This is a genomic window from uncultured Acetobacteroides sp. (genome assembly GCF_963667355.2).
GTDB lineage: Bacteria > Bacteroidota > Bacteroidia > Bacteroidales > ZOR0009 > Acetobacteroides.
On the sequence record NZ_OY763328.2, the window covers coordinates 3,291,084 to 3,306,410 of the forward strand.

General features: G+C 45.4%; 7 protein-coding genes and 1 pseudogene. 4 read left to right on the forward strand and 4 right to left on the reverse strand.

The features are described 5' to 3' along the window. Positions 1–1,006: 1,006 nt before the first annotated feature. The 4 genes and pseudogenes from ACHZA1_RS13635 to ACHZA1_RS13650 form a co-directional block, all read right to left on the reverse strand. Positions 1,007–1,522: pseudogene (locus ACHZA1_RS13635) on the reverse strand (MFS transporter); the annotation flags it as partial. A 40-nt stretch (positions 1,523–1,562) separates the two neighbouring features. Next, positions 1,563–2,858 carry a SpoIID/LytB domain-containing protein gene (locus ACHZA1_RS13640; RefSeq protein ID WP_320052414.1) on the reverse strand — a complete coding sequence of 432 codons (1,296 nt, stop codon included), beginning with the start codon at positions 2,856–2,858 and terminating at the stop codon, positions 1,563–1,565. After that, positions 2,855–3,781, reverse strand: coding sequence for a DUF4922 domain-containing protein (locus ACHZA1_RS13645; RefSeq protein WP_320052415.1), 927 nt, complete (start codon positions 3,779–3,781; stop codon positions 2,855–2,857). Before ACHZA1_RS13645 ends, ACHZA1_RS13640 begins: the two co-directional genes overlap by 4 nt. Before the next feature lie 2 nt (positions 3,782–3,783). Then, entirely contained in the window at positions 3,784–5,244 is a 1,461-nt protein-coding gene (locus tag ACHZA1_RS13650) for a glycosyltransferase family A protein (protein WP_320052416.1), read from the reverse strand. Positions 5,245–5,456: 212 nt separating this feature from the next. Between ACHZA1_RS13650 and ACHZA1_RS13655 the strand changes: the two genes are divergently transcribed. From ACHZA1_RS13655 to ACHZA1_RS13670, 4 genes are all read left to right on the forward strand, one after another. After that, positions 5,457–7,277 carry a PQQ-binding-like beta-propeller repeat protein gene (locus ACHZA1_RS13655; RefSeq protein WP_320052417.1) on the forward strand — a complete coding sequence of 607 codons (1,821 nt, stop codon included), beginning with the start codon at positions 5,457–5,459 and terminating at the stop codon, positions 7,275–7,277. Positions 7,278–8,142: 865 nt separating this feature from the next. Next, on the forward strand, positions 8,143–9,078 hold the full coding sequence (locus ACHZA1_RS13660) for a carboxypeptidase-like regulatory domain-containing protein (RefSeq protein WP_320052418.1): 936 nt from the start codon (positions 8,143–8,145) through the stop codon (positions 9,076–9,078). 758 nt (positions 9,079–9,836) lie between these two features. Continuing rightward, a complete protein-coding gene (locus tag ACHZA1_RS13665) occupies positions 9,837–13,313 on the forward strand; it encodes a TonB-dependent receptor (RefSeq protein WP_320052419.1) in 3,477 nt (1,158 codons plus the stop codon). Between the two features lie 13 nt (positions 13,314–13,326). After that, positions 13,327–15,231, forward strand: coding sequence for a RagB/SusD family nutrient uptake outer membrane protein (locus ACHZA1_RS13670; RefSeq protein WP_320052420.1), 1,905 nt, complete (start codon positions 13,327–13,329; stop codon positions 15,229–15,231). The last annotated feature ends 96 nt before the right edge of the window (positions 15,232–15,327 follow it).

Genomic DNA, 15,327 nt, shown 5'->3' on the forward strand with positions numbered 1-15,327 from the left:
TCGACAGCGTCATTGGCCATAACCAGAACTTTAGCCCTTTCTTCGAGGCTGCAATACCACCTAGGATTCCACCTATTGTAAGGGAAATAACGCCAATTGTTCCATAGAATAAACCTACCTGGCTGGTGGTTAATCCTAAACCGCCCATCTCTTTTGCATCCAGCATAAATGGCGATGCCAGCTTAACCAGCTGCGATTCGGCAAAGCGATAGGTAAGAAGGAAGAATAGCGTGGTTTTGATTCCTGGTTTTTGGAAGAATGTGCTAAAGGTATTGAGGAATTCCCTCATAATATTGCCTGCCGTAACGTCTTTTGAAGGACGATCGTCGTCAGGGCGGGGGAGTACAATTCTGTGATAAACAAAGATGCTTCCGAATAGCGCTGCTAGAATAAAGAAGGTTAGCGACCATGCTCTTGGAATGTTTCCTGACACGCCAGAGAATGTTGCTGAGCTTGCTTTTGTTAGATTGGGGTTAACCTGTACGGCTACGAATGCTGGTTTGTTCCAGTTCTCCCCTTTAAACACCAAACGTTCACCCTGAACTAGCGTGAAGCTCTTATCGCCAAAGTCTAGCGAGGTGTTTAGGACAACATCTCTTCCGTTCTCAGGCTTTTGCGAAAGGCGTACAGCAACTATTGTTACATTACCAGCGGTGCTCGATACCTTAGCCTTTTTGGCGCGTACATTCTCGCCAAAATGCTTTTTAAGATAGTTGCCAAGCGGTTCGGAAACGTATGTAGACCAAACCGAGCTGTTTTGCGATTTGGCAACTTCGGCTTTTTTGCTCTCGGTATCGGTTGAGAATCCATTTCGGAGGTTGTAATCGCGGGCAAAGGCGATCATTTTCTGGGCGCTATCGGATGGAATTGTTCCAATTTGCATAGCATGCTCTGCGGCTGCGGTGTAGAAATGGATTTCGCCTGGAAGCGATTGTCCTAGCAGCGTATCTTTTGAAGCAGAAGATGCTGCAACCTGTTCGGTTTTTCCTTGAATGTTGATGTCAACAGGTTTCATTCCGGTTGAAACCTCTAATGCACCAGCAATCCAGATAAGAACACCCTGTCCGGCAATCATGGCAATGCGGTAGAATGTGCTACGGATACCAACAAAGAGCGATTGCTCGTGCTCGTCTAGCGCAATCATGTAGAAGCCATCGGCAGCAATGTCGTGGGTGGCTGAACTGAATGCTACTAGCCAGAAAAATGCTAACGATGCTTGGAGGTAGAATGAGGTGGGAATGCTAAACGCAATGCCCGCAAATCCTGCTCCGATGAGCAGCTGCATGGAAACGATCCACAACCTCTTCGTCTTTAATAAATCGATAAAGGGGCTCCATAAAGGCTTTATAACCCATGGGAGATAAAGCCAACTTGTGTATAGTGCGATATCAGTGTTTGATAACCCCATTCGCTTAAACATAATCACAGCAACGGTCATTACCGCTACGTATGGAATGCCCTGCGCAAAGTAAAGCGAGGGGATCCACGACCAGTGATTCTTGCTTTTTTGGGTTTGATTCATAGTCTTCTAAAAAGGTTAGGCCGGTATTACCTGCCAGTAATTAGTATTTTTTTTCGATGGAGGCTGATGGGAAGTAATGGTTTAGGATTGCCTTGTAGGCATAACCTTTATGCGCCATAACGGCAGCACCAATTTGGCATAAGCCAACGCCATGTCCCCAGCCTGCTCCTGTGAAGGTGAAGCCCTTTTCGGTTTTATCGATAACGAAGGCTGAGCTGTAGAGATGCGATTCGGAGAATGCCTTTCGGATGAGCAGTTCCTTGCCAAGTATTAGCGTCTGCTTTGTTCCAACAACCTTTAGTCGTGTAAGGCGACCCGAAGTTCCTCGTTCGACAGGTACTAGATCTGTAATGGTACCAAAGTCGATGCCGATGCGGCGATTTACCAGCGAACTCATCTCTAGTGCATCGAAATCAACCTTCCATCGGTAGAAATTGGTGGTTTCCTGATCGTAGTTGTTAAGCACCTGCGATAGCACTGTTGCATCTTTTGTATTACAGAATGCGTCAGGTTCACTACGAATCCATTTGTCGGCATTCTCCTCGGTGGTTAAATCGGGGAGCTGACCTTCTGCATTATCGTAGAGCTTAACTAGGTACGGATGCTTTTCTGGTTCCCAGCAATTTTGGAACTCTTCGACGGCTCCGCCGCAGCATTTGGAGAAGCGGGCATCGCAGATTAGCTCACCGTTCATGAGCATTTCGCCGAAGGTTTGGTCGATTGCCTTTTCTACCATGTCGAGCGATTGGCTGGCACGTGTGATTCCCTGATAGCGCTGGCAGTGGTCGTCGGCGCACACGTCGAAGTTGGTATGGTCTTCGCGATCCCACCACTTGGTCCACTCCTCGTTGGTACGGATATCGCTGATGTAGGATTTCGCAGAGCTCTCGAGCGCTGTGCGCTTTTGGATTTGAGAAAGCATCCAGCTGCGCGAAATAACGGCATGAGCTTTGAGCAGCTCCAGCGAGCTGGTGGCGCTCATCTCCGACGAAATTACGCTTACAAGATACCTCTCTATGGATATGCGGTTGATGGCGGTTAGCTTCTCATCCTCAATAATAAAGTCGAGGTTCCCTTCAAAGCGTTGATCCTCCTTGCGCTCCCAGTGGAAGCCTATGCCAATAACAACATCCTTTAGGAGAAAAGTAGACTTGGGGTTGGAGCCTTCGAAGGAGAACTTGTCGTAAAGTTGCTCGTCGAAGGATATCTTTCCCTTGTGATACTCGACTCTGTGCGAACCGCTGTACTCCTTGCCATTAAACGTAAACACTCCATCGAGAACGAACTCGATGGAGGGTTGAAACATTATTCCGACAGTTATCTCGGGACTTTTCATTGAATTAGCTTATTAAAAACATCGGGGGTAACCGTTATCTGCTGAAGGATATCCTTAATATCGGTCTCCGTAAGCTTGCTAAAATCTTTCTCGAGCGGCGTTATAAAGATGCCACCCAAGTCAATTGAGGCAGGGCTAATCAGGATGTTGGCATCTCCTTCTGCAAAGAATTGGCTTGGGCGATGCGTTTTGCGAGGGTATACCACAAGGTGGTAATGACCGTTGTTCACCCAGGCAAGCAGGTTCAGCATTGGTTCTTCTTCCGAGTTGGTTATCTGCCTAAACTTGGAGTAGAACTGGTTAAACCAGCAAATGATGGTATTGATGCTAGCCGATTTGCATACAATGGTGTGCGCAGCGGCATTGTTTAGCACGTAAACATCAGGGGCAACCTGTTTTGCCTGCGAACTTAGGATTGCCTCGATATCCATCTCTATGGGAAGGAATCCCTTGTTCCCAGCCTGAAAATGGAAGTGGTCGGGGGCAGAAGCTCCGCATTTGGGACCGTTGTAGAATATGAGGTAGTCGGTTAAGCAACCTGCAAGCTCGAGCATGTCAGCAATTTTACCATCTATTCGCTGATCGATATGGTCAACGGCAGGAATGGTAAGGTGCTTCTTGAAGATGGGGAATGGGTTTACCAGTATGGTATAGGCATTCCCCGACTTGGCTGCGAAAGGGATGCCCCGCTGTACAGCAGGACGATTGGCTTCGCAGAGAAAGCACTTGCGCTCCTTGATGCTCTTGGGGTCGACCTTGGCAGCCGACGACTGAATTCGCTTGGGGTTGAACTGAACCTTGAAGCTATATCCTTCGATTTGGGTATTGCGAACCTCAACAGTTTCGAGAGCTGCGTAGTTTTCGCCGCATTGCTGCCATTCTACGCATTGCTCTTTTAAAAGTGTGTTTACAGCACTATTCATTCCTACTTCTTCTTGTTTAGCTGCTTGCGTGCCTGAAGTTCCCAGGTACGGATACGATCTTTATATAGGTTGTGCCCGTTCATCTTCACTACATCTAGCGATGCATCGGAGTTGTCGTCCCAACGACGGCAGTTGTACACAACATCGTAAACGCGGCCAATTTGGAAATGGCGCGAGAAGTAGAGGCCAAGGGCATAATCTTCGCCGTAGCTGGTATTTGGAACCTTAATTTCGCGAAGCATTGGGGTGTAGAAGGCACGGGGCGCTCCAAGACCGTTGATGCGAAGCGCGTTATTGCGTCCGTTTTCGGGTGTCCACTCCTTGTGGTCGATGATACCAGGGGCAATCATCTCCATATCGAAGTTGGTCATCTTGTAGGTGCCAACTACCATCGAACAATTCTGCTCGTAGAAGGCGTTAACCATGGTTTGTAGCGTATTCTCCGATGAGTAAACATCGTCGCTATCGAGTTGAACGGCAAACTTACCGCATTCGGGATGGTGAACCCCTGCGTTCCAGCATCCACCAATACCTAGGTCTTTTCTTTCGGGGGTGATGTGGATTAGACGTGGGTCGTTGAACTCCCTAATGGCCTCGGTGGTGCCGTCGGTGGAGTGGTTGTCTATAATAATAAGGTTGAACTTGAAGTTTGTCTTTTGAATTAGGACAGACTTGATTGCATCCTTAATGGTTCTAATGCGGTTGAATACGGGAATGATAACCGAAGCTTCGGCGGGGAAGTTTACAGCATCAAATTGGATAGGGGTGAAGATAGGTTCGAGGTAAGCGCCAACTTTTTTAAGATGGGCTGTGCAAGCCTTTTCCATATCGATTTGTACGCCTCTGTTTTTTGGATCGACGTAGTCGAAAATCTTTTGGCCAGATTTGCGCGTATCATTTTCCACCTCAGTGTATAGGTACTCGTTGATGTGCTGGATAGAACCAAGGCACGACGCTGCAAGACGTAGGTTGTACATTCCTGCAAATGGGTAGTCTTCGGTCGAAGATGCTACCGCTTGCTTAAGAATTTGGCTGTTGTAGATGAGAACGGAGCCAAAATCGAAATCGTCACGAAGGCTACCATCTTGGCATGCGATAAGCGGATTCGCTTTACGAGTGCCGTCTACAACTTTGTAGTGGTCAGCATATGTTAGGGCTGCTTCCGAGCTGTCGGCAAGGAAGAGGAAGCGCTCGAGGGCGAAGTAGCCCAGTTCGAGGGTGGTGTACTTGGTGTAGATTAGCGAGTAGTCGGTGTCGGCATGGGCGGCAATTGCCTTTACGGTATTGCTGGATACCAGCGAGTCGACCTGTATGGTTGGGCATCCCAGCGCATCGAAGTTAGCCTGCTCGGTAACGAGAAGGTATACCTGTTTTACGAGTTCGGATGCCTTAAGGGCTTTTACAGTGCTCTCTACCTGTGCAAGATCGGCGGCAGGAATAAAGCAGTTAAGTCTTTTATTCATTGTTATTTGTGTTTTAATTGTTGCTTCTACTCTTGGTTTTTTGTGAAGGTCGTTTTGCGCTGCTGCCAACCGAGAAGACCTTGGGTTTGCGGGGTTGAGCATGGCGTAAATCGACTAAAACAAAGATAACTTAAATTCTAAGCGATGATTCGCCCCTATATATTTAGCTATATTTGCCTCCACCTTTAAACATAATAGTTAATCGTTTTACTATGAGAAAAGTAACCTTGTTTGTAGTGCTATTGTTTGCCTTGGCTGCTGCTGAGGCGCAATCGGTACGTTTTGCATTACTCACTGACTTGCATGTTGTTCCGGGTAATGCAAATGATTCCACACTTCGGTTAATTGTAAGGGAAATTAACCAAGATAAGTTCAGCTATGTTTTTATTACGGGCGACCTGAGCAACCAGGGGAGCGACGTGGAGCTGCGCAACGTTAAGAGTATATTGGATGGGCTGACAGTACCCTACTACATCATTTCTGGAAACCACGAAACAACCTGGAGCGAAAGCGGTTGTAAAACGTTCACGGAGCTGTGGGGAAAGGATCATTTCGCATTTACAGATGATCGATTCCTATACGTTGGCTTTCCCTGCGGTCCGTACATGAAGATGGGCGATGGCTTTGTTAAGTACGAGGATATTCTTTGGCTTAAACAGCAGATTGCCGAGAAACTAAAGCCTGGAATGAAGGTTATTAGCTTTGCGCACTATCCGCTTGACGAGAGCGTTAGCAACTTCTCCATGGTGACCTCGGTGCTAAAGGCTAATCGGGCTGCCGTAGCCTTTTGTGGGCATGGGCATAAGCTGCAGCTGATGAATTTTAGCGGTATTCCAGGCATCATGGGGCGTGCTAATGCCTCGGGAGACGGAAAGACCTTTGGCTACAACGAGGTGGAGGTAGGGCAGGACTCGCTGTTCTTCTACGAAAAGCTGATTGGCGCGGAACGAGTGCGAAGAGTTGCGCTGTCGCTGGCTAGCAACAACCTCTCCGGCATTAAGTCGTCGGAGGAGCAGGTGAAGATAGACAGCCTATGCCATCTCACCCGCTTTTACCAGGATGATGCCTCGGTGTTTAACGGGGTGGAGCGGGCTGATGATCTGCTGGTGCTGGCCAACTCGCTGGGTCAGGTAAAGGGGATTGGCGTAAAGGACGGGAAAGTTGCCTGGACGCGGCAGCTGGAAGGTTCGATTTACTCACATCCTACCATATATAAAGGTGTAGTGCTGCTGGGCACGGTGAATGGGCTGCTGTACGGGCTGGACGCGAAGAGCGGAAAGGTGTTATGGCAGCTGAAGACGGATAGAATAGCGGTGGGCACGCCTACCCTAGAGGGGAAGTTTGCCTATGTGGCATCGTCGAAGGAGTTTCTGAAGGTGGAGGTGAAAAATGGGCATGTGGCTTGGCGTAACGCGCTTCCTCGCTCGTACTCGCAGGGGGCTCCGCTGGTGGTTGGCGATAAGGTGCTCTTTGGAACTTGGGATACCAACCTATACTGCCTCGATAAGCAAACGGGACAAACCAAGTGGTCGTGGAATAACGGCAAGAAGGTCGATCTGCTTTCGCCGGGCAACGTGCAGCTCTTTGCTACCGACAAAACGGTGTTCCTGGTTGCTCCCGATCGGTTTATGACTGCGCTCGAAGCCAATACGGGAAGGCAGCTATGGCGCAATAACGAGTATAAGGTGCGCGAGTCGATGGGGGCATCGGCTGATGGGAAGGCAATTTACGCCAAAACGATGGATGGAATGCTGATAGCCGTAGAGCCCAGCGCCGAGAAGTTTATGCTGCTTTGGAGCGTAGACACGGGCATTGGCTACGAGCATAATCCTTGCCCCATTGTGGAGCATAAGGGCATTATTTACCTCGGTAGCCGAAAGGGCGAGGTGGTTGCCGTCGATGCGGCCTCGCATAAGCTCATTTGGGTCGAGAAGGTTGGCATGTCGTCGGTTAACGCATTTACCATTGATGAGGCTGGAGACCTTTGGCTCTCACTCATCGAGGGATCGGTATTTAAGCTATCCGCTAAGTAGCGCTGGCGCTGCGGACCGATGTTTGGTATCTAGGATATTATGGTAGAACGAGTGGCTACTGCACTCGTTCTACCCACAATGTGCTGCATTGCATTGCCGATGGCTTGATGCCACTAGGCGAATGCAATGCAGCTTTTTATGCGAGGCTGGCTAAGCGTAGGAGACGGTATGCAAAATGGTATACGTATCAACTTTGTATAGCTTGGTGTAGGCAAATGATGGATAGCATAGCAAACAATTGGCGAAGACACCCAAACAATTCAATATGTCAGTCAAACAATGGCGAAGACAGGCAAACAATTGGTAAAGACACTCAAACAATACAATATGTCAGTCAAACAATGGCGAAGACAGGCGAACAATTGGCAAAGACAACCAAACAATTTAACATGTCTGGCAAATGTTGGCAAAGTCACGTCAAATGATTCGCTTTTAAACTAAAACTATATAATTTCGAGAGATGCATACAATGCATCCCTGCCCCGAAACGCTTATTCAAGGAGGTCGAAACGCGATATTCGTATACCGACACCTATTATTATAGATGCACTTCTGCGTTTTCCTATCTCCGCACCTTCTGTCACCGCTTGATGAAGGAATAAAAATCAAATCGCTGCCTACTACCCATTCTATTCATTATAGAGTTCAAAATGTTAAAAGATGACCTGCTACTTTACGAAGTAGAATTCGTCCTTTATATAGCTGTATAAATTAAAAACGTAAAAATAAAACGTACAATTACGCATGTTATGAATAATTAATAAAAAAGCGGGTATGTTTTGTGAAAAAAGATTTATAAAAATTAACAATTGGTGAAAAAATAATTAATATTGCTTTGTACGGTTAATTTAAAGACAAAACCACTATGAATACTAAACAGGAAAGAAAGCTAGCAATGGCGTTAACGCTCCTCGATTTTTTCAACAAAAACATTTCAGTCGCGAATGCTATCCCCAATTTTCCAGCGATATTCTTGCTTTTGCAGGAGAATGTTAAGCAAATACAGTTAAACAAGGGAAAGCAGGAAGCCAATATTACGGGGCTATTTGATATTAAGGAGCAGCTGCGTAAGGAGTTGGTCGTTAATACCTGCGATGTGGTTCGTAAGTTAAAGGCTTGCGCGGTAATGTCTGGCAACAAGGTGCTGGAGAAAGAGGTCTCATATAATGAAACTGATTTTAGCCGATCGAGGGAGGCTAGCATTCCGGCTAAGGTGCAGGTGGTTTGCAACAGGGCTAACGAGCACCTGAAAGACTTGGCGGTTTATGGCGTTACCGAAAAGGCGCTATCCGATTTGAAGCAGCTATCAGACAACTTCTTGGCAGCGATTCCCACAGTACGAACGAGCATCACCGACATGAAGGTGATAACTGCCCAGCTCGACGCGCTTTTTGTGGAGAACGATAACATCATGGGAAAACTCGATGTGCTTGTAGATGTGGTGAGGCTGACCCAGCCAAGTTTCTACTCGGCCTACCGGAATAACCGAAAAATTGTAAATAAGGGCGGTACCACCCTTGCGCTTAAGGGGCATGTTGTTGATGCTAAAAGCGGCGAGGCCATAAAAGGGGTCAAGGTTACCTTTACCCCCAAAGGCGTAATCGGCGCAGAGGCATCGGCAAAAGGCAAAAAGGTGCTGGTAAAGAAAACGGCGGATAAGGGAGCCTTTTTTGTGAAAAATCTTTCCGAAGGCATCTACGTGGTAACCATCGAAAAGGTTGGCTATGTAACCCAAACGGTGGAGATCAGCGTCGATGGCAGCGAAATGGCGAAATTGTTGGTTAAGCTAGATAAAGTCTAGCGACTTAATATTTTAGTTAGGTGTGAATGCAAGGGCTCCGTACAGTGCGGAGCCTTTTTTTAGAAGCGCATTTGGCTGTAAAGCGATTGATGCAACGGTTTATGCATTTCTACAAATGCGCTATCTCTTAAGGTAGTGCTATGGCTAAAGAGAAGGGCGAATAGTGGGCAGTCGGCTAGCGCTGGTTGATGCTTAACATGCTAACAACCATTTTGTCTTAACCTGAAATCCTACAATCGGCAGTTGCAACGGCAGTGCGCATGTCAGGTGTTTTGTTCGTTTTTGTATTTGTTCTGTGCGGTAGCTCGCGAATAATGCAGGGGGTGGTGAAAAAAAAGAAAAAACAGCAGGGAATTGGTGCGTTTTAATGGGGGTGTTCGAAAAGAAAAGGATGTATTGCAAAATGCGATGTTAAATATTACGATTATTTGGAGTAGAACGTACATGTTGAATAGCATGATGTTGCTGTAAAAGGTTTATAATGCGGGTTATATCTTTTTTACGGATCGGACGAAGAAGTAACAATAGGCATTTATTGAGCTAAAAAGGATTTTTGTACATAAAAAAAAATCTTCAATATCGCTTTCTTTGCACATTGTTGCACATCTGTAATTGGCAAGATAACAGTGCCGTATGATTTTTCTTCTTCGGGTTGATGAAAAAAAAGATTAACAGATGTTAGTGCTGTTAAGAATATGTTTGTAAAGAATTGAAACGGTAACTAGTTTTGAATTGCTCTAACCATTAAATAATATTGAATGAAAAGACTTGAATACACGCTAGCTATCTCTCGAGCAAAGAGGTGCTTAGTAATCGTAGGGTCGTTGGCATTCCTCGGAATGTTCAACCCCGGGACAAGTTTTGCTGCCAGCTCGGCTATTGTAGCACAGCAGGCCGCGAAGGTGAAGATAAGCGGAACGGTCCTCGACCAAACCAAGAACGCAGTGATTGGTGCTTCCGTTGCTATTAAGGGAACCACAACCGGAACGGTTACCGACATCGAAGGTAAGTTTAGGCTTGAGGTTCCTGCAGGGTCGAACCTGACGATTTCGGCAATTGGCTACAAGCCTACTGTAGTTAAGGTGACGAAGTCGGATGCAATTAACGTTGTTCTGGAGAACGATAACGTATCGCTGGAGCAGGTGGTAGTAGTTGGTTATGGTTCGCAGAAGAAGGCAAACCTAACTGGTGCTGTAACGTCAATTGACATTAACAAGACGTTGGATAGCCGACCAATTGCCGATGTGGGGCGTGGCTTACAGGGTACAACTGCAGGTTTATCCGTAGTGCTTCCAAGTGCTGAAGTTGGATCTGATCCTAAGATTAAGGTACGTGGACAAATTGGATCTCTCAATGGTTCGAGTTCCCCTTTAATCTTGATGGATAACGTAGAAATCCCCAGCATTACCTTGGTTAACCCAGACGACATTGAGTCTATCACCGTACTAAAGGATGCCGCATCTGCATCTATTTATGGTGCTAAGGCTGCATTTGGTGTTATTCTTATCTCTACTAAGAAGGGGGCGAAGAGTGATGCCGTTAATGTTACCTACTCGGCCAACATGTCTTGGCAAAATACCGAAAAGGGGTACAACATGGGTGGCATAGAGGCAATGGAGTATGCCTTGATTGCGGCTAAGAATGTTGACGCTACTTCTACGGGTGCTTTCTATAAGGTTACCGAGGAAGGTTTAGCCAAGGCTAAGGATTGGCAGAAGAACTATGGCGGAAAGATTGGAAGCGATGATCCTACCGTTTATGGACGCGACTGGTACCAAAATTCTGCAGGACAGAAGGTCGGTCTTCGTACCTATAACGCTTACGATTATTTGATAAGAAAGTGGTCGCCTTCGCAGGAGCATAATCTTTCTTTAAATGGGAAGAGCGGTACTACTACCTATAATATTGGATTGGGCTATTTGGACCAGGATGGTATGAATAAGGTTGCTAAGAAAGACAACTTTACTCGTTACAATTCTTCTCTCCGATTGAGCACCCAGTTTAATAAGTACATTACCTTTAATGCAGGTGCTATTTACTCAAAGCGCACCAAAAGCTATCCTAATACAACAACAAGTGCTATTGACCCTTGGTACTACCTATACCGTTGGGGACCTCAATATCCAATCGGAAATGATGAGAATGGTAACGAGCTTCGTAGCCCTACCGAAGAGTTCCATCAGGCAAATACGTCTACGCAGGAAAAGAACTATACCAACATAAACTTAGGTTTTCACCTAAATTTCTCCAAGGATTGGACTGCAGATTTTGACTACTCGCATGCTAATGAGGAGTACAACTGGCTATGTCCTGGCATTCGTTTTACTGCTGCTGATACCTGGAGTGGTACAACTGCAAGAAAAGCTGCCGATGGTAGTAACGTTTACGTAAATAGCGATGGTAAGGTAGTTGCTGCCTCTGAACCTGGAGCTATGCAAGCATACGATTTGGTAAATAAAACCTATACTGATGTAGGTTCTGGTATTGACAACATTAATCGTCAATCAACAAACTCTCAGCGTAACACATTCAATGCGTATACAACCTACAACTTTAAGTTAAACGACGAGAATTCGTTTAAGTTTATGGCTGGTGTTAACCGTGTTTCTTACGTTGAAGAGTACCATTGGGGAAAGATTACATCTCTTACCGATTTAAATAATGTACAGTTTGGTAACGCAATTGGTACCCAAACCGCAGGTGGTGGAAAGTCTTGGGAGTCGCAGCTTGGTTTCTTTGGACGTATTAACTACGATTTGATGGGTAAGTATCTTTTGGAGGCCAACCTACGCTACGACGGATCGTCGAAGTTCCCTACTGATTTGCAATGGCGCTGGTTCCCATCATTCTCGGCAGGATGGCGTGCAAGCGAAGAATCATTTATGCAGTGGGCTAAGCCTGTACTTAGCAGCTTAAAGTTTAGAGCTTCTTACGGTGAAATTGGTGACCAAACGGTTTCTAATAGCCTTTACCGATCGAACCTTGGAAAGATTACACAATCGAGTTGGTTGGATGAAAATGGGAAGAAAACAAACTTTGTAACTGCGCCAACTGCAGTAGCTAGCGATATATCTTGGCAGAAAATTGCTACGCTAGACTTAGGTATTGATGCCCGTTTCCTTAACAACGAGCTAGGATTTACATTCGACTGGTATCAACGCGACACAAAGGATATGATTGTTGGCGCTGACGGAATTGCAGATACATACGGAACAACCGCCCCTGCAGGAAACTATGGTAATCTAAGAACAAGAGGATGGGAGTTGTCTGTTGACTACAACCACAGATTTGCAAATGGAATTGGCATTAATGGAATGTTTACGCTCTCTGACGCTACCACTAAGATCACCAAATTCGGTTCGGCAACAGGCATTAGCGGATGGTACAATGATAAAACATATGGAGAAATATGGGGATACCGTGCCAACCGTCTATACCAAGATTCCGATTTTGAGCATACTGCTGATGGTAAATTGATTAAAATTACATTAACAGAAGCAAACGGTGCTAAGAATGCTGGTAAAACAGCTTACAAACTTAAAGGCGATAATCCAGTTTATCAGGCCTACCTACAAAGTGATAGCTTTATGTTTATGCCCGGTGATGTAATGTTTAAGGATCTCGATGGAGATGGACAAATTACCTATGGCGATAATACGGTTAGCAGCCATGGCGATAAGGAGGTAATAGGTAACTCTACTCCTCGTTACGAGTATGGCTTCCGTGCAGGAGCCGATTACAAAGGGGTTGATTTCTCTATATTCTTCCAAGGCGTAGGCAAGCGCGACATGTGGGGTAGCTCATCTACCACTCTTGCCGGATTTAACACCGCTGATGGTGCTATGGCCGAAAGATTCTGTACTGATTATTGGACTCCCGAAAATATCAATGCCTACTATCCTCGTCCATACAGCTTAGGTAACGGCACAAGTGGTTATAGCATGCAGGTTCAGGACCGCTATCTGCTAGATATGTCGTACCTACGAGTAAAGAATATAACTTTAGGCTATACATTACCTGCTAATCTACTAAAGAAGGCTTGGATACAGAAAGCTCGTTTTTATGCATCGGTTGAGAATGCATATACTTGGGATCATTTAAGCGGAACTCCTGTTGACCCAGAATTGATTCCAGGTGAAGGCTTGCTCTCTGTTGACAACTATCAGGCAGGACGTGCAGGTATAAGTACTCCTTCATTTAGAACTTTCTCTGTTGGTCTTCAACTAAACTTCTAAAACAGTAACAACTATGAAAAGATATATATATGCAATTTTTGCTGCAGTAGCTCTTATGACAGCAACGGGATGTGAGGATTTCCTTGATCGTCCTCAGCTGGATAAGGTGCAGGATAACGACAGCTTTTGGAGAAACGAAACCGACTTCCGTACCTATAGTGTCGATTTCTATACTTGGTTTTTTACCGGGTACAACTCAGGGTATGGGGTTAACTATACTCCTCTTACAGGGTATACCTTTAACGATGATTTATCGTCGAGTTCAAAACAAGAAAACTTTGTTTCGAATGTTCCTGGTTCAGTAGGTAATTCATATACTCCATCAGGTCTTGCAGGAGGTAGTTGGTATCGCCAGTATAGCGGAGAGACGTGGAATTTTGGTTGGGTGCGCAAGGCCAACATCATGATTCAACGCGTAGATCAGTACAAGAAGAATCTTGTTGTTGGAAATTCTGATGCTGCCTATAGGCATTGGATGGCTGTAGCTCGCTTCTTTAGAGCATACGCTTACTATAACCTTGTAGTTTCATTTGGCGATGTTCCTTACTTCGACAAGCCAGTGGATGAAACCAATTTGCCAGAAATGTTCAAAGATCGTGACAACCGTCAGGTGGTAATGGATCACATCTACGACGACCTAAAGTATGCCATTGATAATTCTTACCTATTGGATAATGGAAGTTCTCAGTATGTAAATAAGTATGTGATTGCTTCTATTGCTTCGCGCATTATGCTATTTGAAGGAACATGGGAAAAGTATCACAAGGTTAAGAGCATTGATAATGTTGACCGTGTAGAGAAATACCTGAAATTCTGCGTAGAGGCAGCAGATGTAGTTAAGAATTCGAATAAGTACAAGTGTGCTCGCGATTTCCGTTCTTTGTTTGGTTCTCCAGATTTAAAGGGTCACCCAGAGGTTATCTTCTATCGTAACTATACCGCAACAATGACAACTCACTCTGTTGCTTCATATGCTAATGGTTACGAAGGACAGGGTAAGGCCGCAAATCTTCAGCTTATTAAAGCGTTTGTTTGTAACGATGGTCAGCCTTACAAGACATCTTCTCTTGCAAATGCGAATGACTTTAAGCTTTCTGAGTTAGCAAAAACCCGTGACCCTCGTTTTGAGGCGACCTTCTTCTGCTTCCCTGAAAAGAAATCGGCTACATTGCTTTATAGCGATAAGTTTATTAGTCGCGAGGGTGCCTCTTTCTGGGATAAAGATGGAATCCGTCCTAGCCAATATGGTGGGGCTGTGAATGAAAATGATGCTCCTGTAATTCGTTACGCAGAAATTTTGCTTAACTGGATTGAGGCAAAGGCTGAACTTGCTCAAACTTATGGCGGAAGCTATACCTGCTCTCAAACGGATATCAACGAGTCTATTAACCAAATACGTAAAAGACCTTTGGATCCAGATGCAGAAAGGGCTGGTGTTCATCAAACAGCACCACTTGACATCTCTATGATTCCAAACGATCCAGATCGCGACTCTGATGTTTCTCCTCTTCTTTGGGAAATCCGTCGTGAGCGTCGCATGGAATTCGTTTTTGAGTTCCCTCGTTTGCTTGATATCAAGCGTTGGGCTAAGATTAGCTACATGGATAACATAAAGTATCCTGATACAATGTTTGGAACTTGGGTGGACTTTAATAATGATAGCGACGTTAAGGCTTGGCTAGATGATCCACAGTACACAAAGCCTAATGGTCCAAAACTGATTGTTCGTACTGCTGATGGTACTGAGATTACCTATGATAAAACAAATAGGGATAAGATGGTAGGTTTCTTTAAGCTTATCAACGTACAGCCTCGTGATCCTTTCACTGATAGAGTTTATCTATCTCCTGTTGGTGTTCAGGAAATTCAAGAGTATAAAGCAAAGGGCTTTACTCTGACCCAAACTCAGGGCTGGTAGTAGGTTCTTTTAAGAATAATAAAGAAGAGGATGCAGCTTATCTGCATCCTCTTTTTTTATACTTTTATCAGCGTTATCAACCTCACCACCTTTACT